Genomic DNA, 23,920 nt, shown 5'->3' with positions numbered 1-23,920 from the left:
GTGCGACGCCACCGACATTCGCACCCCATCCGGCTCGGAGGGCGGAGATCGGTGGTCGCGGTTCACCCGGAGTGTCGGAGGGCCATGCCACGATGGCAGGACATCCGAGACGAGGGGATCTTGATGAGTTCACTGCCACATGTTCCGATCGACGCCGCGATCCGAGAGTTGACGTTCTGGTTGGACGCTCCCTGGCCGCTGAGCCAACTCGAGGCGGCTTCGCATGCCTCCGCTCTCGGGTGGACCGTGCAGCGCGATGACGACGGCAAGCCCTGGGTGATCGCTCCCGATCGCCCCTTCGAGAGTCGGGCCGTGATCGGACTGCGCTCCGAGCCCCGACCCACCGCCACGATGGACTGGGACCTGACCGACCTCGCGCCACTCGATGACCTGCAGGCCGAGGACGAGGTCAGGGACCTGTTTGCGGAGTACGTCGCTGCCGGTCGGGGCCTGTGGGGCCGGGGTGTCATGCGACGCAAGTACGACCCAGAAGTCTCCTGGGACCTTGGCGATCGAGGAGGCATCCAGATGAGGGGCGGAATGTCCGTTCGCGTGAGTTTCGTGTCCCCTGACCACCTCGCCACCCTCAAGCACATCAACGAATGGTGACTCCCATGGCCAACTTCTTCAGTCGACTGCGTCGTTCGTCCACGGTTCCTGCGCCCGCGGGGAACGCGGACCACCCGGTTGCCCAACCTGCTCCCCCGGGCGGGCCATCGTCCCCTCGCGAGCCCGACTCGGGGTGGGACGACTTCAGCGAACGCCTCGCCCGAACCATCCGTGACCTTCCCGAACGGGTCTATCTCATCGTCGAGGAGCTCACCTCGAGAACCTACGTGCAGTTCGCCGCTGACGCGGATCGGGTGGATGCGGAGTGCGTGAGCAATTTCAACCGGACGATCACGCGCCCGGCCGACGCGCAGGGTGAGGCCCGTCTCGTCGAGGCGGGGTGGTCACCACACCGGCCGGGTGAGATGAACTGGTGGACGAGCCTCGACCTCCCGGCAACGCTGGCGCAGGCCCGGACCGTCGCCGACATGTCCGTGCTGGCCCTTCGGGACGTCTACGGCGTCGTGAGCCCGGACTCCCTGAGCTACACGGCATGGCGCGATCCCGAGCCGGTGCAACCGTCCTTCGAGGACACCTGGGACGACGACGACTGGGGCAACGACGATGAGGACTGGAAGCCCGAGCCGGAGCTGCCGGACCTGGGGGAGAACCCGCTGCATCTCCCAACTCTCGGACTCCCCATGACACCAACTCAGCCGTAGGTGTCGCGCGGCCCCCGGCCGTCCTGCACCCGTCGGCCGCCGCGCGACCACGACGGTGCGCTCGGGCCCACGACGCGGAGCTCACTCACCGTTCCCTCGCCGACTTCTCGCGCCAGGGTCGCCATGAGGGTGTTCGACATGAGGCGGAGATTCGTCGCCCAGGCCGTCGAGTCGGCGCGCACGGTCAGGACGGAGTCGACGAACTCGACGGGATGACAGTGCTGGGCGACCTCCGGCCCCACGATGGCCGGCCACCGTCCGATGACGGCACCGACGGCGACGTCGACCTTCCACCCGCGCTCGGTGACGAACGCGTCGAGCTCGTCACCGAGCAACATGGGGTCGCGGCCCTTCTTGTGCGCCCCGCCGGGGACGTCCTTGATCCGCCGCTTCGGCTTGACGCCCGGACGGAGCCCTCGGGCCCTCGCGGCCGCACGTGCCCGAGCCAACGCATCGGCGGGCGCGCTGGCGAAACCTTCATCCGGGGCAGCCGTGGCAGCTTGGGCAGCCTCGCCCACCGACCCCACTGACCCCGCCAAGGTTTCACGTGAAACATCGCCGGCCGACGATGCGCCCGCACCGTCCGAATTCGCCTGTCCTGCAACCGGATTCACATCGTCACTCACGCGCGGTCACCTCACCGAGCGACACGGCATACGTCCGCCCGCGCAGCGGCTCCGGAACGTCCGCCTCCACGGCAGCGGTGATGAGCACCTGCTCGCAGTCGGCGACCATCGCGGCCAGACGTTCGCGCCGGCCCGCGTCCAACTCGGCGAAGACGTCGTCGAGGATGAGGATCGGGTCGTCACCGAGATCGTGGCGAAGCAGGTGGTATGCCGCAAGACGCAGTCCCAGCGCGAAGCTCCAACTCTCGCCGTGGCTGGCATAGCCCTTGGCCGGCAGTTCACTGAGGGACAGCACGACGTCATCGCGGTGCGGGCCGACGAGGGTGACGCCGCGGTCGATCTCCTGTGACCGCACCTCCGCGAACGACTCGAGCAGCTCGGCGTGCAGCTCCTCAATCTCCGGGACCTCACCCTCGGCGATCCGTGCTGCCATCGGCTCCCGGAGCGACGACCGATAGGACACCCGAGCGTCGGACTGCCCCGCACTCACCTCGTCGTAGGCCTTGCCGAGCAGTGGTCCGAGGTCGCGCAACAACCGCAGCCGGGCATAGAGCAGGGGAGCGGCCACCTGCGCGAGCTGCGCGTTCCACACGTCGAGGGTGTGCAGCGCCCTCTCGCGCTCGGTTGCGACGTCGACGCCCTCCACCGGTCGACGCTGCTTGCCACGACCGCGCAGCACCGGCTGGGCCGACTTGAGCAGGGCGTTGCGCTGTTTGAGGATCTTGTCGACGTCGCCGCGTGCGCCGGCCCACCGCGGTTGGCGCGCCACGAGCAGGTCGTCGAGGAAGCGCCGGCGCTCGGACGGGTCACCCTTGACGAGCGCCAGGTCCTCGGGCGCGAAGAGCACGGTCCGCACCTGGCCGAGAACGTCCCTGGTGCGTGTCAGCGGCGACTTGTTGAGCCGGGCACGGTTGGCCCGGCCCGGGTTGATCTCGAGCTCGACCATCGACTCGCGCCCCTCGCGCACGACGGCGGCCCGCACGATCGCCTGGCCGGCACCGAACCTCACGAGCGGCTGGTCACTGGCCACCCGGTGCGAACTGAGCGACGCGAGATAGCCGATCGCCTCGACGAGGTTGGTCTTGCCCTGGCCGTTGAGGCCGACGAAGGTCGTGATGCCCGGCTCCAGCGGGAGTTCGGCGCTCGGATAGCTCCGGAAGTCGCCGACGGTGAGGTGCCGGACGTACACCTGACCTGCTCAGGCCTTCTTTGCGGCGCGCTTCCGCGTCGACGCGGCCTTCTTCGTGGCACCCGAGTTCGTGGCACCCGACCCGGAGGTCGCGCCGGCACCCGCACCCGTGGCGCCCGAACCCGACGACGGGCCGGCCGCAGCAGCCTTGCGACCCTTGGCGGCGGCCTTGGCAGCGCTCTTGGTCGGCTTCTCCTTGCGGGCGGCGGCCTTCTTGGTCGCGGTGGCGGACTTCGGACCGGCAGCAGCGTCGGCGCGCAGCTTCTCGCCCTCGGCGCTCGTCATGACCTGGTGCCCACCGAACTGACCGCGCAGCGCCGCGACAGCCTGCATCGTCGGTGAGCTCTCCTGCCGCGAGGCGAACCGCGCGAACAGCGACGCCGAGATGACCGGCATCGGGACCGAGTTGGCGATGGCCTCCTCGACGGTCCAGCGACCCTCGCCCGAGTCGGCCGTGTAGTCGGATACGTCGTCGAGGTGGGGGTTGTCCTCGAGCGCGAGGACCATGAGGTCGAGCAGCCAGGACCGGACGACGGTGCCGCGGCTCCACGCCTTGAACGACCCGGGGACGTCCTTGACGATGTCCTTCTTCTCGAGCAGCTCGTAGCCCTCGGCGTACGCGTGCATCAGGCCGTACTCGATGCCGTTGTGCACCATCTTCACGTAGTGCCCGGCGCCGATGTCGCCCGCGTGGACGAAGCCCTCGTCGCGCGGACCCTCGGGGCGGAGCGCATCGAAGATCGGCATCGCCTTCGCAACGTTGGCCTTCGTGCCACCGACCATGAGGCCGTAGCCGTTCTCCAGGCCCCAGATCCCACCGGACACACCGCAGTCGAGGTAGCCGATGCCCTTGGCCTTGAGCAGCTTCTCGTTCTCGATGTCGTCGGTGAAGCGGCTGTTGCCGCCGTCGATGACGAGGTCGCCCTTGTCGAGCAGCTCGCCGAGCTTGGCGACGGTCTCGCGCGTGGGGTCGCCGTGCGGAACCATGACCCACACGACGCGGGGAGCCTCGAGCTTCTTGACCATCGCGGCGAGGGTCTTGACGTCCGACACCTCGGGATTGCGGTCATAGCCGACGACCTCGTGACCGGCGCGGCGGATCCGCTCGCGCATGTTGCCGCCCATCTTGCCGAGCCCGATGAGTCCCAGTTGCATTGCTACCCCTTCACGTCTGACGGCCGTTGCGTGGAAGTCCTTGCGGCGTATGCCGGCCGGTCCCGTCTCCGGGACCACACGGCATACGCGGTGGTTCTGATCGTGCTGGTCAGGCTACGCCGGTCAACTTGCGAAACGCACCGGCATGAGGACGTAGCGGTAACTCGTGTCCGCCTCGCCGTCGGCCTCGGCCTGGCCGCTGAGGACCGCGGGGCGCGACGGCTGGGTGAACGAGAGCCGGCTGAAGTCGGTGCCGACGGCGCCGAGCCCGTCGAGGAGGAAGCCCGGGTTGAAGGCGACCTCGACGTCGGGGCCCTGGAGCGTGGCCTCGACGGCCTCGCTCGCCTGGGCGTCCTCGCCGGTGCCGGCCTCGATCGCGACCTGGCCCTCGGTGAAGCGGAGGCGGACCGGGGTGTTGCGCTCGGCGACGAGGGCGACGCGCTTGACGGCCTCGACGAGTTCGGCGGTGTTGATGACGGCCTCGGTGTCCGAGCTCGTCGGGAAGATCGAGCTGACCTTGGGGTACTCGCCGTCGAGCAGACGCGTCGTCGTGCGGCGCGAGCCGGCCTCGAAGCCGACGAGGCCGTCACCGCCGGCGTTCGCACCGAGCGCGACGTCGATGGAGCCGGACGCACCGAGCGAACGGGCGGTGTCGGCGAGGGTGCGTGCGGGCACGAGCACGACGTGGCTCGCGGCGCTGTCGGTCGGGTTCCACGTCAGCTCGCGCATCGCGAGGCGGTAGCGGTCGGTGGCGAGGAGCGTCATCTTGTCGCCCTCGATCTCGACGCGCACGCCGGTGAGGATCGGCAGGGTGTCGCCGCGATCGGCCGCCACCGACACCTGGCTCACGGCCTGGGTGAAGAGGTGACCATCGATCGAGCCACTCGCCTCGGGCGAGGCCGGCAGCGTCGGGTAGTCGTCGGACGGCATCTGCAGCAGGCTGAATCGGCTCGACCCACACACGACCTGGACCTTGGAGCCCTGGACCTCGACGTCGACCGGCTTGTTGGGCAGGTTGCGCGAGATGTCGGCGAGGAGGCGTCCGAGCACGAGGACGGTGCCGGCTTCGCTCACCTCGGCCGGAACGGTCAGGCGCGCCGAGACCTCGTAGTCGAAGGCCGACAGCGTGACGGTGCCCTCGTCACTGGCCTCGATGAGGATGCCGGCGAGGACGGGGACGGGAGGACGCGCGGGAAGCCCACGGGCCACCCAGGTGACCGCCTCGGCCAGGACTTCACGCTCGACGCGGAACTTCACGGCATACCGACCTAACTGTGTGGGGTGGAGCGGGCAGAACGACAAACTTTCGGGCCGCGAGCGCGCACGAGTGCCGCAGGGACGCGGGAGAGATGACATTAGTGCACGGACGCGAGCGAGGACACCGGAGACGGAAACCTGTCATTCGATCCCTCGGTGCGTGGTCCGGTTTGGGGGTCAGGTCAGGGGCATCCACAAGCAGGTCATCGGGGCAGGACCATTGATTGAGGGATCTCGTGGTCTTTGTAGGAGGTGTGGAAGCTGTGGACAACTCGGTGTTCGTGCAGGTCAGACGCTCGATTGCGGGGGTGGACAGTGCGTGGAGACCGTGTGGACCGCGAGTGTCCCGTTGTTGACGACGCGTATGCCGTCCGCTCCCGTCCACGGGTTCGTCACCGTTCGTCCACTCGCGAGGAGTGGTTATCCACAGTTGTCCACAGGTGCTGGGGATGATGGGGTCGTCGGACGTTGTCCACACTCTGTCCACAGGAGGAGGTTCTCCACAGAGTTATCCACAGTCCGTGGATGACTCGTGCTCAGGAGCCTGTGGGCGATCGAAGATGACGAATGGGTGACGAGGTGCCCACAGTTGTGGATTGCTCTGTGGACGACGACAGCCCGAGGACCCGAGGGAGGTCTGCGACCGAGGCCCGGAGGGCGGAGGAGTCCGCAGCAAAAGAGTCTGTGGACGACGACAGCCCGAGGACCCGAGGGCGGTCAGACGAGGTTGTCAGCGGGACTGCTGCTTGATCCGGTTCGTCAGCTCGGTGACCTGGTTATAGATCGCGCGACGCTCGGCCATGAGCTGACGGATCTTCTTGTCGGCGTGCATGACCGTCGTGTGGTCGCGGCCGCCGAACTGTTGCCCGATCTTGGGTAGGGAGAGGTCTGTGAGCTCGCGGCACAGGTACATCGCGATCTGGCGGGCGGTCACGAGGACACGCGAGCGGGACTGGCCCTGGAGGTCCTCGAGCGTCAGCCCGAAGTAGGCAGCGGTCTGCGCCATGATCGTCGCGCTCGTGATCTGGTTTGCCGAATCGTGTGGGATGAGGTCCTTGAGCACGATCTCGGCGAGGGAGATGTCGACCGGCTGGCGGTTGAGGCTCGCGAAGGCCGTGACGCGGATGAGCGCGCCCTCGAGCTCACGGATGTTGGTCGTGATGCGAGAGGCGATGAACTCGAGCACGTCGTCGGGGACGCTGAGCTTCTCCTGGGCGGCCTTCTTGCGCAGGATCGCGATTCGGGTCTCGAGGTCCGGCGGCTGCACGTCGGTCATGAGCCCCCACTCGAACCGACTACGCATGCGCTCCTCGAAGCCGCTGAGCAACTTCGGCGGCAGGTCACTCGTGATGACGACCTGCTTGTTGGCGTTGTGGAGCGTGTTGAAGGTGTGGAAGAACTCCTCCTGCGTCTGCACCTTGCCCTGGAGGAACTGGATGTCGTCGATGAGGAGGACGTCGACGTCGCGGTATCGGCGCTGGAAGTTCGCCGCCTTGTCGTCGCGGATGCTGTTGATGAAGTCGTTGGTGAACTCCTCCGAGTTCACGTAGCGCACCTTGACGTGTGGGAAGAGGTTGCGCGCGTAGTGGCCGATCGCGTGGAGCAGGTGCGTCTTGCCCAGACCCGACTCCCCATAGATGAAGAGTGGGTTGTAGGCCTTGGCCGGCGTTTCCGCGACCGCGAGGGCCGCGGCGTTGGCGAACCGGTTGCTCGCGCCGATGACGAACGTGTCGAAGGTGTACTTCGGGTTGAGGCGGGTCAGCTCGACCTGCTCCGGCACCGTGGCACCCGGGCGCGGGCGCAGCGCACCGGGTGAGGGGCGGCGGGAGACGTCACCGTTGAGGGGGGCGCCGTCGACGTCGTCATCCTCGACCAGGGCGATGCCGTCGAGTTCGGCGCGGCGTTTGGCCCGACGCCCATCGGCGTCGCTCGGGGTCGAGTCCGCGCCGTAGCGGGTCGTCGAACCGTTGAGCTCCATCGCGTCCTCGGTGCCGGCGGCCGCTGACGCGCTGGTCCCTGCTGCGGCGCCGTTGGCCTGCGAGACTGAGGCCTCGGACGGCTCGGCCGGATCCGGGATCGGAGCGTCGGCCAGGGACTGGTCCACCGTGACGGCCAGTCGGACGTCATGACCCAACTGGGCGCTCAGCGTCTCGGTGACCCGTTCGCGGAGCTTGGTCTCGACGATGTCCTTGGTGAAGTCGTTCGGCACCGCGATGAGGGCCGTCTCGTCCAGCAGCCCGACCAGGCGGGCCAGTGAGAGGAAGGCGCGTTGCTGCACCGGGATGCCGTCCGAATCGAGTGCCTCGAGCGTGGTTCGCCAGATCTGGTCCATGCCCACGTCCGGCACGTGATCACCCCAAGCCTTTCGTGGTCATGCTGCGCGTGAATCGATCGATGTCCACAGAGTTGTCCACAGTCTGTGGGTAGGCGAGTGACGCTAACAACCGCGTGCCCCTGCGGCAAGCCGTACCGTGTCCCGAGTTTGATCGACAGTGCCGTTCGCGGCGTGTCGCTCACCCGGGGGGTGGCCGTGGGATGAGAGCCTAGGCGGTTTTCACTCGGCTCCGGGCGCCGTTCGGTGAGTTTGACCGGCGATGGTGCTCTCCCGTACCGTTGAGAAGCCTGTTGTGGCGGCCGTTGACGCCTGCCCATGGGCCACGAGCCAGCACCACCCTGACTGCCCCAGAACCTTGCGGTGTGAATCCGCAGGGTCCGTCCTGTGAAGAGAGATTCACCGTGAGCAAGCGTACGTTCCAGCCCAACAATCGTCGCCGGGCCAAGACCCACGGCTTCCGCCTGCGCATGCGTACCCGCGCCGGCCGCGCCATCCTCGCTGGTCGTCGCCGCAAGGGCCGCGCCGAACTCTCGGCCTGAGGCTTCGGTGCTGCCGGCGCCGAACCGACTGCGTGAGCGGTCCGAGTTCGCGTCGGCGATCCGCGCCCCTGGTGCGACGCGAGCGGGATCGAGGATCCTCGTGGTGCACGCCAACGTGACCGACCCCCGTGCGGGCCTTCCGCCGAGGGTCGGTTTCGTCGTGTCCAAGGCCGTCGGCAACGCGGTCGTCCGGAACCGGACCAAGCGCCGACTGCGCGCCGCGATCGCCACCCAGCTGACCGGCATACCCGATGGCGTCGACATCGTCGTCCGAGCGCAACCGGCCGCTGCGACGGCAACGTTCGCAGAGCTCTCGGAATCGCTGATTCCGTTGTTGCACAAGGCAATTCGTCGTCTTCAGGTCGCATCATGACACTCGGTCAGGTCGCTGCCAAGCCGGTCATCTGGCTCGTGCGCGCCTACCAGTTCGTCCTGTCGCCGATGCGCCCGGCCACCTGCCGCTACTTCCCGTCCTGCTCTGCGTATGCGGTGACCGCCCTCGGCCGGTACGGCCTGTTCCGGGGAACCTGGCTCACGATCCGGCGGTTGGGCAGGTGTCACCCGTGGTCGCCCGGGGGCGTCGACCACGTGCCGCCCCTGCCCGGCCACATCGATGACGGCGAACTCATCGCGCGCCACATCCCCCACGAGACCACCACCTGACCCACGCCCTGCGTGGGCCCACCACCGGCGATGACGCCGGGATAACCGAAGGACAGCATGGGAGACTTCTTCAACAGCCTGCTCCGCCCGATCGAGTTGCTCGTCGCGTGGATCATGTACGGCTTCCACCAGGCGTTCACCGCCATCGGCCTCGACCCGGCTTCGGGTGCGGCGTGGGCCCTGTCGATCATCGGCCTCGTGATCGTCATGCGTGCGGCGATGATCCCGCTGTTCGTCAAGCAGATCAACGCCTCCCGCAAGATGCAGCTCATCCAACCCGAGTTGCAGAAGATCCAGAAGAAGTACAAGGGCAAGACCGATCCCGAGTCCCGCCAGGCGATGACTCAGGAGACGATGGCGCTCTACCGCAAGGAGGGCACCAACCCGTTCTCCTCGTGTCTGCCGATCCTCGTGCAGTCCCCGTTCTTCTTCGGTCTCTTCCGGGTGCTCAACGGTCTCGAGAAGATCTCTCTCGGTCAGTCCGACGAGATCGGGCCGATCACCAAGGAGGTCGCCGCCCAGGCGGAGCAGGCCACTCTTTTCGGTGCGCAGCTGTCCGACACCTTCCTGCGTGCCAACAACACGGCGACCTACGTCGTCACGGTCATCCTGATCATCCTCATGTCGGCCACGACCTTCACGACGCAGCGTCAGTTGATGACGAAGAACATGCCGGCGTCGGCGCTGGACAACCCGTTCGCCAAGCAGCAGAAGCTGATCATGTACGTCATGCCGGTCGTCTTCGCGGTCTCCGGTATCAACTTCCCCATCGGTGTCCTGCTCTACTGGTTCACCACCAACGTGTGGTCGATGGTCCAGCAGTTCTACGTCATCCGGAAGATGCCAGCCCCCGGCTCGGCCGCCGAGAAGGCGCTGCACGAGCGCCTGGCCAAGCGCGGCAAGCCGATCCCCGGTGAGGCCGAGCGCAAGGCGGCCGAGGAGGCGGAGGCCGCGGCGGAGGCCGAGCGTGCCAGCCAGCGCGTCCAGCCCAAGAGCAAGAAGCGGGCCAAGAAGTCGGGATCCGGTTCGGCCGCCAAGAAGAACTCGCAGACCAAGAACTGACATCAGAATGGCCGTATCAGGTCTCTGACCTGCGACGATACGGCTTCGGACGGGCCGACCCCAGCGTCGGCCGCCACGAGAGGAACACCCACATGACGAACCTGACCGATCAGGACACGGAGTCGACGGACGTGGCCGACACGGCTGACCTCGCCGAGACCGCTCCGACCGAGGCCACCGAGACGTCCGCGACGGACGCTCCCACGGCAGCGCTTGCAGCGCCGGCCGACCTCGAGAAGGAGGGGGAGGTCGCTGCCGACTTCCTCGAGACCCTGCTCGACATCTGCGACCTGGATGGTGACATCGACGTCGACATCGACGGAGACCGCGCGGCGGTGGCCATCGTCGACTCCGAGGAGGGTCGGGTTCCGCGCCGCCTTGTCGGCGACAACGCCAAGGTCCTCGACGCACTCCAGGAGCTCACCCGCCTCGCCGTGCAGTCCGCGACGGGTCACCGCAGTCGCCTCATGCTCGACGTTGCCGGTCACCGCGCCGGTCGTCGGTCCGAACTCGTGGAGATCGCCCGCGTCGCCATCTCCTCGGTGAAGAAGTCCGGCGAGAAGTCGGCCCTGGAGCCGATGTCGGCTTTCGAGCGCAAGGTCGTGCACGACGAGGTGCTCGCCGCCGGGCTGTCCTCGGAGTCCGAGGGCGTTGAGCCCCGTCGCCACGTCGTGGTTCTGCCCGCGTGAGCCACGTTTCACGTGAAACGGTGAACTGAAACGTGGACGAAGAGTTCGTCACTGAGCCGCCAGCCGCACCTTCGGGTGCGGCTGCGGTTTTCGGTGACCGTATGCCGACCGCCCACTGCTTCGTGGAGATCCTTGCCGACACCGGTGTGAGTCATGGACTCATCGGTCCTCGCGAAGTCCCCCGGCTCTGGGAGCGGCACGTCCTCAACTGCGCTGTCATCGAGGATGCCTTTCCGGAGGATGCCAAGCTCATCGACGTCGGCTCCGGTGCCGGCCTGCCGGGCGTGGCCCTGGCCATTGCTCGTCTGGACCTCGACGTGCATCTCGTGGAGCCGATGCAGCGCCGGACCGAGTGGCTCACTCACACCGTGGCCGACCTCGGGCTGGAGAATGTGACGGTGCACCGCGGGCGCGCCGAGGAGTTCGTCGGGGTGTTGTCCGCGCCGTTCGTGACTGCTCGGGCCGTCGCCAGGATTGGCAAGCTCGCTCGGTGGTGTGTCCCGCTGCTCAGTGGCCCGGGCACCCTCGTGGCCATGAAGGGCCGCTCGGCCCACGAGGAGCTCGAGAGCGACCGGCGTGAGCTCACCAAGATGGGACTGGTTGACGCTTCCGTGAACGAGCACGGCGCAACGGTGCTCGAGGAGCCGACCCTCACGCTCGATCTGGCCTTCACCCCGAAGGTCCGCCCGAGCAAGAAGTCGAAGCGACACTGACGGGGTTCCCCGGCAGAGATCAACGGCCCGACTCCTGAGGGAGTCGGGCCGTTGGCGTCACGGAAGGCGGTCGGGGTGAGGCTGGGAGTCGGGCCACGTCCGCTGTCGCGGTAGGCATGGTGACGAGCGTCGTTCCGTTTCACGTGAAACATCGTGCGGCGATCCAGGCGACGAGTGGGAGCGTTGCCTCTGTCAGGTCGTGGCTCACCCAGCCCGTGGCGACCAGAGTCGAGCGCCCGTGTCGCGGAAACCACCGCCTCCGCGATGGACGGTCGCGACTCGGACCGCGCGCGTCGATGGGGGATTGCGGACAAGAGGCAACGCACGCCATCTCCACCGGGCGATCCTCGCGCCAGACCACGATGAGCAGACATGAACGGAGTAGCGCCGTGGGAGAGCGACGTCTCTGTCGTCTGAGTCGGCGAGACGCCTGTGCCCCCAGTGCACTCCGGAGAGGGAAGGGTGGGGGACGCACGGCTGGGACTGACCTCGCTCCAGTGAGAACGGAGAAGAGGTGCCCCGGCTCCGTTTCACGTGAAACGTTCGGATGCCTTTGCCGCACCGAGCCGGTCGTCAGCATCTGGTCATCTGCCGAGGACCGTGTACGCAGGGCCACCCCGACGAGGAAGCCATGGATCAGGGACGGGCCAACCAGTGCGCGGTCACCGCGAGCTTTCGTCGGCCCTGTAGGCGTGGCCCCTGCGGAATCACAAAGTGGCGGGGGTCGGCCCACCCGTGAGTCGAACACTCGAGCCGTGTGTGGGCCGGCGCGGCCCACGCTCGGGTGGCGGCGGTCTTCAGCCGGAGTGCGTAAGCCGGCGGACTCCCGTCTGGAAGTCGGAGTGCATCAGCCCAGGCTCTGGGGGCCACCAGGATCTCGTTCCTAGCGGATGGCTGCCTCGAGCACGAGGTTTCGCCGAATGTCGCAAAGGCCGAACGAGACACTCCCTCTGGGGTGTGAGAGTCGGAAACCACCGGCCGAACGGGTGGCCTGTCCGCGACACCGCCCGGGTTGAGAGCGTCTGTTTCACGTGAAACATTGTGCTGAGAGCGGACGAAGCGTTCGACGCGCCGGTGCAGTTTGGCGTGTCGCGGGTCGCCGGGGTTGGATTGGGTGTTCCCAGCCGACGACCGTGAGGTGGTTCCCGACAATGTCCGTCGAGACCGAACGCCGAGTGACCCCAGGACTCGGGTTCCCGGCCCTGCCGGGGCACGAGACTGCCCCCTTGGGATGGCCCGGCCCGGACGGCGTCGACCGTCGTGACGCCGCTGTTTCACGTGAAACGGAGGGTGAGGCAGCGGAGGGCGGTGCTCCGCAGGACACTGAGGAAGCAACGCACTCACCCGCGCCGGCACACGGAAGCCAGGCCGGTGCGGGGGAGTCCCTGTCTGAGCACGTCACACCAGCCGCGGGAGCGGAGACGGTGGACTCCACCTCCCCGCAAGTGGCCCATGCGCAGGACACGACACTCACCGAGCTCGGTGGACCGGATGTCGATGTCCCTGCTGGATCGACAAGGCAGGCGGTCGAGGAGAGCACTCCCACCGAGACGACCGTCGATGGAGCGACACCGGTGGAGGCCGTGACGGACCCTGAGAAGGCGCGCGGTGAGGTGGTCGGCGCGTCGGATGGACCGAGTGACCAGACCGTCGGTGGTCTGGGGGAGACTGACGCCGTGACTACTGAGACCGACGCCGTTTCACGTGAAACGCCACCCGTGAGCGAGTCCCAGAAGGCGGCCGACGCGCTGGCCCGGGTCTCACGCGACTCCCTGTCGAGCACGGACGCCGCCGTCGCGGACATCCCTGAGGCCGGCGAGGACACACCACTCGCGCGAGCCGTCGCCGAGGACACGCGCAAGCGACTCACCCTCGCCGGTCGCGAGCTTCCACGTCCGACCCGCACCCGCGTTCTCACCGTCGCCAACCAGAAGGGCGGCGTCGGCAAGACGACGACGGCCGTGAACGTTGCCGCCGCACTCGCCCAGGCCGGGGCGACCGTGCTCGTCATCGACCTCGACCCGCAGGGCAACGCGAGCACGGCTCTGGGGATCGAGCACCACGCCGAGGTCCCCAGCGTCTATGACGTCCTCGTCGACGGCGATCCGTTGAGCAAGGTCGTGCAGCAGTGCCCGGACGTTCCGGGGCTCCTCTGCGCGCCGGCCACCATCGACCTCGCCGGTGCGGAGATCGAGCTCGTGTCGCTCGTCGCCCGAGAGACCCGGCTGCAGAAGGCCATTGCCACCTACGCCGGAGAACTCGCCGCACGCGACGAAACCCTGGACTACGTCTTCGTCGACTGCCCGCCCAGCCTGGGCCTGCTCACCGTCAACGCGTTCGTTGCGGCGAGCGAGGTGTTCATCCCGATCCAGTGTGAGTACTACGCCCTCGAAGGGCTTTCGGCGCTGCTCAAGAACATCGAGTTGATCCGCAATCACCTCAACCCCGCACTCCACGTCTCGACCATCCTCCTGACGATGTTCGACGGCCGCACGCGACTCTCGGCGCAGGTCGCCGAGGAGGTCCGCAATCACTTCCCTGACCAGACCCTCAAGGCAACCGTGCCCCGCTCGGTTCGCATCTCCGAGGCTCCGAGCCACGGGCAGACCGTCATGACCTATGACCCCAACAGCAGTGGCGCCCTCTCCTACCTCGAGGCCGCCTCAGAGATGGCAGCGCAGAACGCCGCCGAGAACAGTGAGGACCGCTCATGAGCGACAAGCGACGGGCCCTGGGCCGCGGACTCGGTGCCCTCATCCCGCCGGGCAGCGGCGGTTCGGGTGCCACCCGTCCGGTGGACGTCTTCTTCAAGGAGAGCACCGACGCTCCAGCCGGATCCGTGGACACCGCCGAGCGGCCCTCGACCCCCGAGGCCACCCCCACCGTTCCCGCCTCCGGGGGTTCGAACGACGCCCAGAACACCGGACAGAACGAGGCGTCCTCGCAGGTCAGCGGCACAAACGGGGCCACGCCCGCCGATGCTGCCGGGGCCAGCGAGACGGCAGCGTCCCACTCCGCAACGTCAGCCGAAGCGGACTCCGACTCGGAGCTCCTCGCCGTGCCCGGGGCACGGTTCGCCGAGGTCCCGCTCGACGCCATCCGCCCGAACCCGCGGCAGCCACGCACCGTCTTCGACGAGGACGACCTGGCCGAACTCGTCCACAGCATCAAGGAGATCGGCGTCCTCCAGCCGGTCGTCGTGCGCCCCATCCCCGCCGGCACGACTGATGTTGCGGAGGGTGTCGAGTACGAACTCATCATGGGTGAGCGCCGCTGGCGTGCCAGCCGTGAGGCCGGCAACGACACGGTGCCCGCGATCATCAAGGCCACCGAGGACGACGACCTCCTCCGGGACGCGCTCCTGGAGAACCTGCACCGCAGCCAGCTCAACCCGCTGGAGGAGGCGGCTGCCTACCAGCAGCTGCTCGACGACTTCGCCTGCACCCAGGAGGAGCTCGCCACGCGCATCGGTCGCTCGCGTCCTCAGGTGAGCAACACCCTGCGCCTCCTCAAGTTGCCGCCCATCGTTGCCCGCCGGGTCGCGGCGGGTGTCCTCTCGGCCGGTCACGCGCGGGCACTGCTCGCGGTGCCGGACGCGGCGGCCATGGAGCGACTGGCCCAGCGCATCGTCGCCGAGGGCCTGTCGGTCCGCTCGGTGGAGGAGATCGTCGCGCTCGGGCTGGACGACGAGAAGCCGGCCAAGCGTCGTCCGCGTGCCGGTGGGCGCCACCCGCAACTCGACGACCTCGCAGCGTCCCTCTCCGACCGTCTCGAGACCCGCGTCGGGATCGCACTGGGCAAGTCCCGGGGCAAGGTGACCATCGACTTCGCGTCGGTCGAGGACCTCAACCGGATCCTCGACGCGATGAACCTGCGGTCCACGAGCGCTTCGGTCGAGTGACCAACGCGGCGTGAATCCCGTTGCCACAGAACGGAATTCACACAAAGAAGGAGCCCCCGGTCATCGACCGGGGGCTTCTTGGTGGAGCTGAGACGCTCAGGCGAGGAAGGGCTCGAGCTCGCGGAGCAGCTTGGGCTTGGCCATCGCGCCGACGATGGTCTTGACGATCTCGCCGTCCTTGTAGACGTGCATCGTCGGGATCGAGGTGATGCCGAGCTTGCCGGTCACCGCGGGGTTCTCGTCGGTGTTGAGCTTGACGATGTCGAGGCGGTCACCGTGGTCGCGTGCGATCTCGTCGAGGACGGGCGCGATCGCCTTGCACGGGCCACACCACGGCGCCCAGAAGTCGACGAGGGTGACCTTGCTGTTCTTGAGGACGTCGGCCTCGAACGAGGCGTCGTCAGTGGTGCGGGTGGCTCCCATGTCGGGGGTCCTTCCTGGGTTGGGGATGGTGGTCGGTGCGGGCCGGGTCTGCCTGGGCAGGACGTCGGCGGAAGTGGTCGGTGCGACGGGCGCGATCAGTGGGCGATGAGAGCGGCATCCGGTGCGGGTGCCCCGGCGTGCTCGGCTGCGGCGAGGAAGCGCTCCGCGTCGAGAGCGGCGGCGCATCCGGAGCCGGCGGCCGTGATGGCCTGCCGGTAGGTGTGGTCGACGAGGTCGCCACAGGCGAAGACGCCGGTGAGGTTGGTCAGCGTGGAGCGACCCTGCACGAGCACGTAGCCCTCGTCGTCGAGTTCCACGCGACCTGAGTCGTCGGTGTTCTTGAGGAGTTCGTTGCGCGGGTCGTGTCCAATGGCGATGAAGAGGCCGGTCACGGGCAGCTCGCGGGTCTCACCGGTCTCGGTGTCGCGCAGCGTGACCCCGGTGAGCTTGTCGCCGCCGTTGACCGAGGCGACCTCGCTGTTCCAGGCGAACTGGATCTTGTCGTTGGTCAGGGCGCGCTCGGCCATGATCTTGGAGGCGCGCAGCTCCTCGCGGCGGTGGACGATCGTCACCGATCGGGCGAACTTCGTCAGGAAGGTGGCCTCCTCGACGGCGGAGTCGCCGCCACCGACGACAGCGATGTCCTGGTCGCGGAAGAAGAAGCCGTCGCAGGTCGCACACCACGAGACACCGTGGCCGGAGAGTCGCTTCTCGTCGGGCAGGCCCAGCTCGCGGTAGGCCGAACCCATCGCGAGGATCACGGCGCGGGCACGCCACGTGCGACCCTCACCGTCGACGACGCTCTTGATGTCGCCGTCGAGCGACACCGACTCGATGTCGTCCGTGATGAGCTCGGCACCGAACCGCTCGGCCTGGGCGCGCATCTCATCCATGAGGTCGGGACCCATGATGCCGTCGCGGAATCCGGGGAAGTTCTCGACCTCGGTGGTGTTCATGAGCGCGCCACCTGCGGTGACGGCACCCTCGAAGAGGACGGGCTGCAGGTTGGCGCGCGCGGCGTAGACCGCTGCGGTGTAGCCGGCCGGCCCGGAGCCGATGATGATGACGTTGCGCACGTCCTGGTCGTCGGTCGCGATCACGGTCGCGTCGGCGGAGGAGCTCACGAACACCGTCCCTTGTGGCTGTGATGGGCAACCACCGCAACATGCGGTGGTTTGGATGCAACCGATCCTAGGTGCTCGATGTTCCCGAGACCCAGCCCGACCCGCGGTCAGGGGAGCGGGATCGGACCCGTTCGCAGTGCGGCATTGCCCGTGGTGCAGTTGCGACCGACGGCGTATGCCGTCCGCTCGCCTCCCAGCGTCACGACGACGATCGCCACGTCCTCTCCGTCGAGGGTGCCGAGGTCGACGTCGGCGGCGCTGCCAGAGGGGAGGCCGAGTGCCTCGAGGCAGCTCCGAACCCCGACCTCGGTGCCGATGGGACCGATCGCCGGCGACTCCGCCGTCAGCGGGGGGATGGTGGGACCCGGCGTCGCACCCGCAACCTCGGCGGCGAGCCCGGCGCTCGTGTAGGCCTGACCGGAGTGGTGCACCCGAACGGGACCGAGGGCGGCGGAACCCGCCATCCGGTCGCTGTCCGAATCATCGGTTCCTCCCTTGGCGCCCTGCGGCTTCGCGTAGCTCTCCGCCTGACTTCCCGCAGAGTCGGACACTGCCGACGAGGTGCCGCTGTCGCTGCTGGAGCCACCGAGACCGAGGTTTCCGGTGAGAGCCGCACCGCCACCGATCAGGACGACCGCCGCGACCGCCGCGTGACCGGCATGACGTGACCACCACGAAGGGCGCACCGCGGTCGTCGCGGGGAGTGCTCGCACACCGGGCTCGTCGTCGGGGACGGACCGGGGCGTGGACGTGGGGACGGCCACCGGGAGCGTTCCACGTGAAACGTCGTCGTCGCCGGACAGGTCGAGTGGTGGCAGGTCGGCCAGGGTGGCGTGGATCCGGGCGACGAGGTCCTCGGGCATGGGCCCGGGGTCGGGGAGCCCGCGCAGCAGCGCGCGCATCCCCGTCGGGTCCGTGTCGTCGTCGTGCGTGGTCACCACCAACTCCTTGATCCGCGCCCCGGAGTGCAGCCCGTCGCGATGCACGGCACTGGACGGAGGGGGCACTTCAGATAAGACGTCATGGCGACGTCTCCGGTTCCCGCGCTGCCGTCCCGGGAGTCTCCCGGCCGGGGTGCCCGAGCAGCGCGGCGAGCGCTTCGCGACCGCGAGCGCAGCGGGATTTCACGGTGCCCACCGCGACGCCGAGCGTCTCGGCTGCCTCGGCAACCGGCATACCGTGCATGTCCACGAGGACGAGGGCGACGCGCTGGTGCTCGGGCAATTGGGCCAGCGCGGCCCGGACATCGAGCCCGGTCTCGGCCTGCCCGTGCCGGTCGTGCGCGTCGATGACGTCGATCTCAGCCACGTCACCGGCCCGACGGAGGACATCACGCTCCTTGCGGAGACGGTCGAGGCACGCGTTGACGACGATGCGGTGCAGCCAGGTCGAGACGGCGGCATCGCCGCGGTAGGACCCGGCCCGACGGTAGGCGTTGATCAGCCCGTCCTGGACCGCGTCGGCCGCCAGCTCCCGATCGCCCGTCGTGCGCACCGCCACCGCCCAGAGGCGATCACGATGACGCCGGACCAGCTCCTCGAACGCCGCGGACTCACCCTCGCAATGACGAGCCATGAGGACGCGATCGTCGACGTCCCCGAGGTCGTCCATGGCTACTTCGTGACCTCGACCTCGCCGAGGACGGCGCGGTAGCGACCGTTGTCGTCGGTCGTGAGGCCGGTGAACCAGACGATGACGTATTGACCCGTCACACCTGCGGGGACGGGGAAGGTCACGGCACCGTCGGCGTCGGCCTTCTCGCCGACCTTCGTCGCACCCTCGAAGCCGCGTTCACCGCCGATCCACACCTCGACATCGGCCCGGTTGCGGAGCGTGAGCTTCACCTCATGCGCAGTGACGTTGGGACCGAGGTCGACCGAGACGCCGACGCCCTTCTTGAGCCCACCGAACGCCGCGGAGGAGTAGCCCTCGGACTGCCACACGGTCGAGGGGTCACCGTCGTAGACGCGGGGCGCGCGCGTGCCGTTCTCGCGACCGTCACCCTGGGGGTCGAAGCCGTCCGCACCGAGGATCTGGAGGGCCTCGCCGGTCGCCGCCCCCGCACTCGGCGATGCCGCCGAGACGCTGGGCGCAGCGGAAGCCGTGCTGGCCCCGGTCGAAGCCCGGGTCGGGATGCCACCCAGGTCCAGGTTGGTGTTGGAACCGATGCGGGACACACCCCAGAGCCCGATGATCAGGGCCAGCACGAGGAAGCCCGCGACGATCCCGAGGGCCAGCTTCGACTCGTCCTTGGTCAGGGGTTCGGCCGGAACGAGGGGTGCCGGGGGCTCGAGGAAGGTGTCGCTGCCCGTGCCCGGACGCAGCCGCTCGCCGTCGGGGGCAAGGCCGGGAGCGTTGGGAGCGGTGATGCGCTCGTGGAACTGACGACGCTCGGCTGCCTTCTCGGCGGCCCGGTCGCTCACCTGCCGACTCAGGGCACCGACCCGAGAACCGACCCGGCCCATGGCACCGGCCACCGCAGAGCCCGCCCCGGCCAGGGCTGCACCCGTGGCGGCCGCCGCTGCGGAAGCAGCCGCTGCGGCACTCGCCGCGCTGCTCGGCCCGGTCGGCTCCGACGGAGCCGGAACGGGGGCCGCAGAGTATCCGGGGGCCGCCGAAGAAGGAGTCGAGGACGCAGCGGTCGGGGAGCCCGCGGGAGCAGGGGCACCCTCCGGCGTGGACGGAGCAGGCGCCTGCACAGGCTCGAGTTCAGCCGTGCCATCCGTCGTGCTGTCGAGGGCCGTGCGCGGAGTCGTGTCGACCTCCTCCGCGCGGACGGGGAGGGCCTCGGCCACCGGAGTCGCGGAGGCAGCGGGCTGATCCGCGTGACCCGGGCGGTCGATGACGCGCGTGGGGGAGTCGTCGTGGAACACCTCGACCGGCTCGTGCTCCGGCCCCTCCGAGGTCGGCGCCGGCGAAGGCGTCGCTGTGGCAGCCGGAACCGCGGGAGGCACGGACCGCTTCAGACCCGCCGGCACGCGCGGGTCGACGGTGCTCGTCGTCGCGATCGTCGAGCGACCGGCCACCTGACGCGAGGGCCACGGAGCGATCTGGCGGGCGAAGTCGCCCGGCGATGTCGGGCCCTGGTCCTCGGACAGGGTGAGCCGGCACAGTGCGTCGAGGTCGCGAGGCACACCCGCGGCAATCTCGGACGGCGCGGCGACCCCACCCAGCACCTTGGGTGCTGAGCCGAGCGACGTGGGACCGGAACCGGGCCACAAACCGGTGAGGCCGGCATACGCGAGGGACACGACGCCGACCGCATCGCGACGGGACGCATCATCGGACTCGAGGTCGTCGAGTTCGACGAGCGCGGCACTCGTCGCGACACCGCGGACGTGGACCTCGCCGTCGAGCGTGCGCAGGACGTCCTCGGGCCGCAGGTCGAGGTGGTGGAGCCCGCGCTGACGAGCGGACTCGAGCGCGGTCGCGACCTCGCCGGCGATGCGGCGGACCTCGTCAGCGGGCAGTCCGCCCTCGTGGACGAGCTGGGCCAGGGTCCGCGCATCGGCCACGTCCGCCTCGACGACCCAGGCGACGCCACGCTCACGACCGACGTCGAGGACGCGGTGCAGGGCAGGCGTGTCGAGACCAGCGGCACGGCGCGCGGCGTCGAGGACGGCGCTCGCGCGGTGGTCGGACTCGGGGAGGCACAGCACGACGACGGAGCGCCCCAGGGTCGTGTCGTCAGCGGACCAGCGTTCGCCACCGTGGCGTTGCTCGATCCTGCGCTGCGTGGTGTACCGCCCATCGAGGGTGGTTCCCGGTCCGACGCCCTCCAACGGGTGCCCCTTCCGCTCGTGTGGCGCCCATCCTAGGTGGGGAGGCTGGGCGTGGCGGGGTTCACTCCCCGGCGAGCCGCTGCCAGGCGATGCGCGCGATGCGGCGTTCGTTGGGGAACGTCAGGTGCCGGTGCGCGTCGCGCAGGGCGAACCACGCGACGTCGATCGCCTCGTGGTCGGGGTCGTTCTCGATCGTGAGATCGCCGCCGATCGCCTCGAGGAGGTAGTGGTGGACGAACTTGTGGATCCGCCGGTCGCCGACCGCGAACCAGTAGTCGATCGTGCCCAGCTCGATGAGGACACGACCCTGTATGCCGGTCTCTTCCGCGACCTCGCGGGCTGCGGTTTGCGGGAGGGTCTCGGCGCCCTCGATGTGACCCTTGGGCAGGCACCACTCGATGCGCCCGGCGCGGTTGCGTCGCGCGATGACGGCGATGCGGGCCTCACCCTGGTGGACGTCGACGACGACGCCACCGGCCGACCGCTCCTCGACCGCAGCGAGCCGCCGGGTGGCCCGGGGCGGTTCGGCTGCGGCATGGCTCATCTGGTCACTCTAACCACGGTGGCCCGACGTGGTCCGGCACGTGGCCGGGTACGGCGAGGTCTCGGGGCCCACACGGTCTGGGTGCAGTTTCGGGCCCAGGGACCCATCCGTCGGGCGCGGGCCCCGACGTAACCTCTCGGGGTCATCGTCAGAATCAGAGGGGGACCCATGCAGCCCGACCGGGGGCGTCGACGCCACGATCGAGGGGCGATCGGCACGGAGTACGGCGCCATGATTGCCGTCGCGGCACTCGTGGTCGGGCTCATCGCCGTGGCCATCTCATCACCAGCCGCCGACGTTCGGGGGCACGTGTGCCGGGCCGTCGCTGACGTCTTCAACCTGGATGCCTCCTGCAGTGGTGGGGGCGACGATGGCGAGACGGAGACGGGCGATCCGGATCAGGAGTTCGAGCCGGAGAAGTGCAAGATCCACGAGACCGGCGACGAGTACAGCTCGGTCATCAAGATCGGCTTCATCGAGATCGGTGAGAACGCCGGATTCGTCGTCACGGAGTACAGCGACGGCACCGTCACCATGATGGCGACGAACGGGTCGGAGATCGGTGCGACGGGTGGGTTCGGCGCCGATGCGGCCTACGGCGAGCTCGAGGCCAATGCCAGCGTCGACTTCGGTGGGGGTCTGAAGTTCGATTACGGCAGCACCTGGACCTTCGAGAGCCAGGAACAGGCCGACGAATTCCGCGAACAGCTCGACGACTACCTGATGGACCAGTGGTCGATGACTCACCCCGTCTGCGGCCCCACCGGCATGTGTATCCCGCGGCCCACCACCGGTGCTGAGCCGCCCCCCGTGCCGTCCACGACCTTCGGTGGCATCGCGCTCACGGGCGAGGTGTCGGCAGACCTCGGCATCTCGCTCACGTCCGGCACGACACCCCTGACCCAGGCCGAACTCACCCAGCAGGGAGTGGCGGGGTCGATCTCGGGCGACGCTCACTGGACGGTCACCAACGACAACAACAACACCCCCGACGACCCCTCCGACGACACGCGGACCTACGTCACGGACATGAGTCTCAACTCCGAGGTCACGGGTCAGATCGGGCTCGCAACCGGCGGCGTCGGCTCGATGGTCGGCATGTCCTACTCGATCAAGAAGGACGCCGACGGGAACATCATCGAAGTCCAGATCGTGTCCACCAGCCAGGTCGACTCCAGCGGCGGCGCCGGTGCCGAGGGTGAGGTGAACCAGGGCCAGGGCAAGAACCAGAACAGCGGGGGCGGCAGCGTCACCGACACCACGACGGACGGCGACGTCGTCGTCACCGAGACGACACTGGCGATCGACCCGGACGACTCGGCGTCGCAACAGATCGTCCAGGACTGGATGGGCGGCGACGGTGACTTCGCCTACCCCGGCCTCATCAAGCTCAACATGGTCGACCCGTCCCAGGCCGATCCGAACGATCCCTTCGCGATGCTCCTGCACAACAACGCCACGAGCAGCACGATCGCCTATGACCACGTGAGTGATGTCGAGGGATTTGCCCTCAACGTGAAGTTCGGACTCGCCTTCGGCGTCGACTTCTCGATGGAGAACTCCGAGACCACGGCGACCGAAGCGACCTACCTCGGTGCGCCGCGACCCGATGGCACGAGGCCCGTCCTCGACTACACCGAGTGCGTGTCATGATCGAGACGCAGCGCGACAGACGACGGGGCGTCGTGCGAGTGCGCACCACACGACAGGGAGGACGACGGATGAAGGGCAGGGCACTGGGCGCCGCTGTGGCCACGCTGGTGGCGTTCGCCACCACGTCCTGCGCGGGAGGCGGGTCGGACGACTCGACGGGCTCCGCGGACGGGTGGACCAAGGTCACCGTGGGCCAGCTCACGCTCGAGCGGCCGTCGGACTGGACCGAGGAAGCGCCCACGGGCGAGAAGTGGACCAAGCGCTTCGTCGGGGACGGTGTCGAGCTCCAGGTCGCGGGGGAGTTCAGCGAGGACCCCACCGCATCGGCCGCACTCAGCAGACTCGACCTCCCGGCCATGGTTGGCCTCGAGAACTACGACGGGGGTGGCGCGACGAAGGTCGACGTCAAGGGGGCTGATACGGCGGTTCGCAGCGACTTCACCTTCTCGGACGCAGGGACGGCAAAGAAGGGCGTCTGGCTCATTGCCGGGCAGTACCCCTACCCCCGCACCTCGGCCGTGTCGATCACGGGCTCCTCCCTCGAGGATTCGACCGTGGCGCACATCGTCGAGAGTCTCTCCTACGAGAAGAAGAACTCGTGAGTGCTCGTGCGGTTGGCGTCGCTGTCCTCACCGCCGTGCTCGTCGGGCTCGGCCTGTCACGGCTCGCCCTCCTCCTCCCGATCATCACCATCCCCGTGGGCTGTGTCGTCGGGGGCGCCGTTCTCGCGGTCTGGGGCCGTCCGGTCGATTGGGGGCAAGCGCTGTTCGGGGGTGGCCTGGTCGCCGTCGCCGTGACCTTCACGACGATCATGTCGTTCACCGCTACGGGTGCCAGTCCTCTCGAGGGGCGCTACCTCATCTCCTGGATCCTGTGCCTCCTCGTGGGTGGCGCGGCTGCGGCCGCCGTGGCTCGACTCGGCGGCCAGCGGGTGGACCGGGCCCAGGTCTGAGCGCGTCCGACTGACTGCGTCGCTCCCACTACCCTTGGTCCT

24 protein-coding genes are annotated in these 23,920 nt (G+C 68.6%); 13 read left to right on the top strand and 11 right to left on the bottom strand.

Going from position 1 to position 23,920, the window contains the following annotated elements; genetic code table 11:
- Positions 1-123: 123 nt before the first annotated feature.
- Together N803_RS10055 and N803_RS10050 are read left to right on the top strand one after the other, a co-directional pair.
- Complete coding sequence (locus N803_RS10055; protein WP_035904804.1) at positions 124-609, top strand: DUF6301 family protein; 486 nt, start codon at positions 124-126, stop codon at positions 607-609.
- 5 nt (positions 610-614) lie between these two features.
- Positions 615-1,271 carry a TY-Chap domain-containing protein gene (locus N803_RS10050; protein ID WP_035904802.1) on the top strand — a complete coding sequence of 219 codons (657 nt, stop codon included), beginning with the start codon at positions 615-617 and terminating at the stop codon, positions 1,269-1,271.
- Here the strand turns inward: N803_RS10050 and N803_RS10045 are convergent.
- The 5 genes from N803_RS10045 to dnaA form a co-directional block, all read right to left on the bottom strand.
- On the bottom strand, positions 1,262-1,897 hold the full coding sequence (locus N803_RS10045; protein WP_084764351.1) for a DciA family protein: 636 nt from the start codon (positions 1,895-1,897) through the stop codon (positions 1,262-1,264). The genes N803_RS10050 and N803_RS10045 overlap by 10 nt on opposite strands.
- On the bottom strand, positions 1,890-3,086 hold the full coding sequence (gene recF / locus N803_RS10040) for a DNA replication/repair protein RecF (RefSeq protein ID WP_035904799.1): 1,197 nt from the start codon (positions 3,084-3,086) through the stop codon (positions 1,890-1,892). The genes N803_RS10045 and recF overlap by 8 nt, the downstream gene beginning before the upstream one ends.
- Before the next feature lie 9 nt (positions 3,087-3,095).
- Positions 3,096-4,241, bottom strand: coding sequence for a phosphogluconate dehydrogenase (NAD(+)-dependent, decarboxylating) (gene gnd, locus N803_RS10035; protein WP_052112136.1), 1,146 nt, complete (start codon positions 4,239-4,241; stop codon positions 3,096-3,098).
- A gap of 123 nt (positions 4,242-4,364) precedes the next feature.
- Positions 4,365-5,498, bottom strand: coding sequence for a DNA polymerase III subunit beta (dnaN, locus tag N803_RS10030; RefSeq protein WP_035904796.1), 1,134 nt, complete (start codon positions 5,496-5,498; stop codon positions 4,365-4,367).
- Positions 5,499-6,228: 730 nt separating this feature from the next.
- The gene (gene dnaA, locus N803_RS10025; RefSeq protein WP_035905061.1) at positions 6,229-7,830 is read right to left on the bottom strand and encodes a chromosomal replication initiator protein DnaA; all 1,602 of its coding nucleotides are present in this window, start codon (positions 7,828-7,830) and stop codon (positions 6,229-6,231) included.
- A 404-nt stretch (positions 7,831-8,234) separates the two neighbouring features.
- On the opposite strand from dnaA, the gene rpmH reads away from it, so the two are divergent.
- The 8 genes from rpmH (at position 8,235) to N803_RS09985 (ending at position 15,400) form a co-directional block, all read left to right on the top strand.
- Entirely contained in the window at positions 8,235-8,372 is a 138-nt protein-coding gene (rpmH, locus tag N803_RS10020; RefSeq protein WP_028051105.1) for a 50S ribosomal protein L34, read from the top strand.
- Between the two features lie 7 nt (positions 8,373-8,379).
- Positions 8,380-8,745 carry a ribonuclease P protein component gene (gene rnpA, locus N803_RS10015; RefSeq protein ID WP_035904790.1) on the top strand — a complete coding sequence of 122 codons (366 nt, stop codon included), beginning with the start codon at positions 8,380-8,382 and terminating at the stop codon, positions 8,743-8,745.
- Positions 8,742-9,035, top strand: a complete 294-nt coding sequence (yidD, locus tag N803_RS10010; protein WP_035904787.1) for a membrane protein insertion efficiency factor YidD — start codon at positions 8,742-8,744, stop codon at positions 9,033-9,035. The genes rnpA and yidD overlap by 4 nt, the downstream gene beginning before the upstream one ends.
- 57 nt (positions 9,036-9,092) lie before the next feature.
- Entirely contained in the window at positions 9,093-10,097 is a 1,005-nt protein-coding gene (gene yidC / locus N803_RS10005; RefSeq protein WP_035904784.1) for a membrane protein insertase YidC, read from the top strand.
- A gap of 92 nt (positions 10,098-10,189) precedes the next feature.
- The gene (locus N803_RS10000) at positions 10,190-10,786 is read left to right on the top strand and encodes a Jag family protein (protein ID WP_052112135.1); all 597 of its coding nucleotides are present in this window, start codon (positions 10,190-10,192) and stop codon (positions 10,784-10,786) included.
- A gap of 32 nt (positions 10,787-10,818) precedes the next feature.
- On the top strand, positions 10,819-11,499 hold the full coding sequence (rsmG, locus tag N803_RS09995; RefSeq protein ID WP_035904782.1) for a 16S rRNA (guanine(527)-N(7))-methyltransferase RsmG: 681 nt from the start codon (positions 10,819-10,821) through the stop codon (positions 11,497-11,499).
- Between the two features lie 1,424 nt (positions 11,500-12,923).
- Positions 12,924-14,213: a ParA family protein gene (locus N803_RS09990; RefSeq protein ID WP_281174997.1), complete on the top strand. Its 1,290-nt coding sequence runs from the start codon at positions 12,924-12,926 to the stop codon at positions 14,211-14,213.
- Positions 14,210-15,400 (top strand): ParB/RepB/Spo0J family partition protein, encoded by a 1,191-nt coding sequence (locus N803_RS09985; protein WP_035904778.1) that lies wholly within the window; start codon positions 14,210-14,212, stop codon positions 15,398-15,400. Before N803_RS09990 ends, N803_RS09985 begins: the two co-directional genes overlap by 4 nt.
- A 96-nt stretch (positions 15,401-15,496) precedes the next feature.
- Here the strand turns inward: N803_RS09985 and trxA are convergent, their stop codons facing one another.
- The 6 genes from trxA to N803_RS09955 all read right to left on the bottom strand — a co-directional run bounded on the left by trxA (position 15,497) and on the right by N803_RS09955 (position 21,273).
- Complete coding sequence (gene trxA / locus N803_RS09980) at positions 15,497-15,823, bottom strand: thioredoxin (protein WP_035904776.1); 327 nt, start codon at positions 15,821-15,823, stop codon at positions 15,497-15,499.
- Between the two features lie 95 nt (positions 15,824-15,918).
- Positions 15,919-16,953, bottom strand: a complete 1,035-nt coding sequence (gene trxB / locus N803_RS09975; RefSeq protein WP_052112133.1) for a thioredoxin-disulfide reductase — start codon at positions 16,951-16,953, stop codon at positions 15,919-15,921.
- 101 nt (positions 16,954-17,054) lie between these two features.
- The gene (locus N803_RS09970) at positions 17,055-17,885 is read right to left on the bottom strand and encodes a hypothetical protein (protein WP_035904772.1); all 831 of its coding nucleotides are present in this window, start codon (positions 17,883-17,885) and stop codon (positions 17,055-17,057) included.
- A gap of 82 nt (positions 17,886-17,967) precedes the next feature.
- Complete coding sequence (sigM, locus tag N803_RS09965) at positions 17,968-18,558, bottom strand: RNA polymerase sigma factor SigM (protein ID WP_035904769.1); 591 nt, start codon at positions 18,556-18,558, stop codon at positions 17,968-17,970.
- A gap of 2 nt (positions 18,559-18,560) precedes the next feature.
- Positions 18,561-20,729, bottom strand: coding sequence for a protein kinase family protein (locus tag N803_RS09960; RefSeq protein ID WP_035904765.1), 2,169 nt, complete (start codon positions 20,727-20,729; stop codon positions 18,561-18,563).
- Between the two features lie 61 nt (positions 20,730-20,790).
- Complete coding sequence (locus N803_RS09955; RefSeq protein ID WP_035904762.1) at positions 20,791-21,273, bottom strand: NUDIX hydrolase; 483 nt, start codon at positions 21,271-21,273, stop codon at positions 20,791-20,793.
- Between the two features lie 168 nt (positions 21,274-21,441).
- Here N803_RS09955 and N803_RS09950 point away from each other — a divergent pair, with 168 nt between their 5' ends.
- The 3 genes from N803_RS09950 to N803_RS18730 all read left to right on the top strand — a co-directional run bounded on the left by N803_RS09950 (position 21,442) and on the right by N803_RS18730 (position 23,878).
- Positions 21,442-22,926, top strand: a complete 1,485-nt coding sequence (locus N803_RS09950; RefSeq protein WP_156969731.1) for a hypothetical protein — start codon at positions 21,442-21,444, stop codon at positions 22,924-22,926.
- A 68-nt stretch (positions 22,927-22,994) separates the two neighbouring features.
- The gene (locus N803_RS09945; RefSeq protein WP_035904755.1) at positions 22,995-23,528 is read left to right on the top strand and encodes a hypothetical protein; all 534 of its coding nucleotides are present in this window, start codon (positions 22,995-22,997) and stop codon (positions 23,526-23,528) included.
- The gene (locus N803_RS18730; RefSeq protein WP_052112132.1) at positions 23,525-23,878 is read left to right on the top strand and encodes a hypothetical protein; all 354 of its coding nucleotides are present in this window, start codon (positions 23,525-23,527) and stop codon (positions 23,876-23,878) included. The genes N803_RS09945 and N803_RS18730 overlap by 4 nt, the downstream gene beginning before the upstream one ends.
- Positions 23,879-23,920: the final 42 nt, after the last annotated feature.

This window comes from Knoellia subterranea KCTC 19937, assembly GCF_000768685.1.
GTDB lineage: Bacteria > Actinomycetota > Actinomycetes > Actinomycetales > Dermatophilaceae > Knoellia > Knoellia subterranea.
This window is presented reverse-complemented; position numbering and strand designations above follow the sequence as displayed.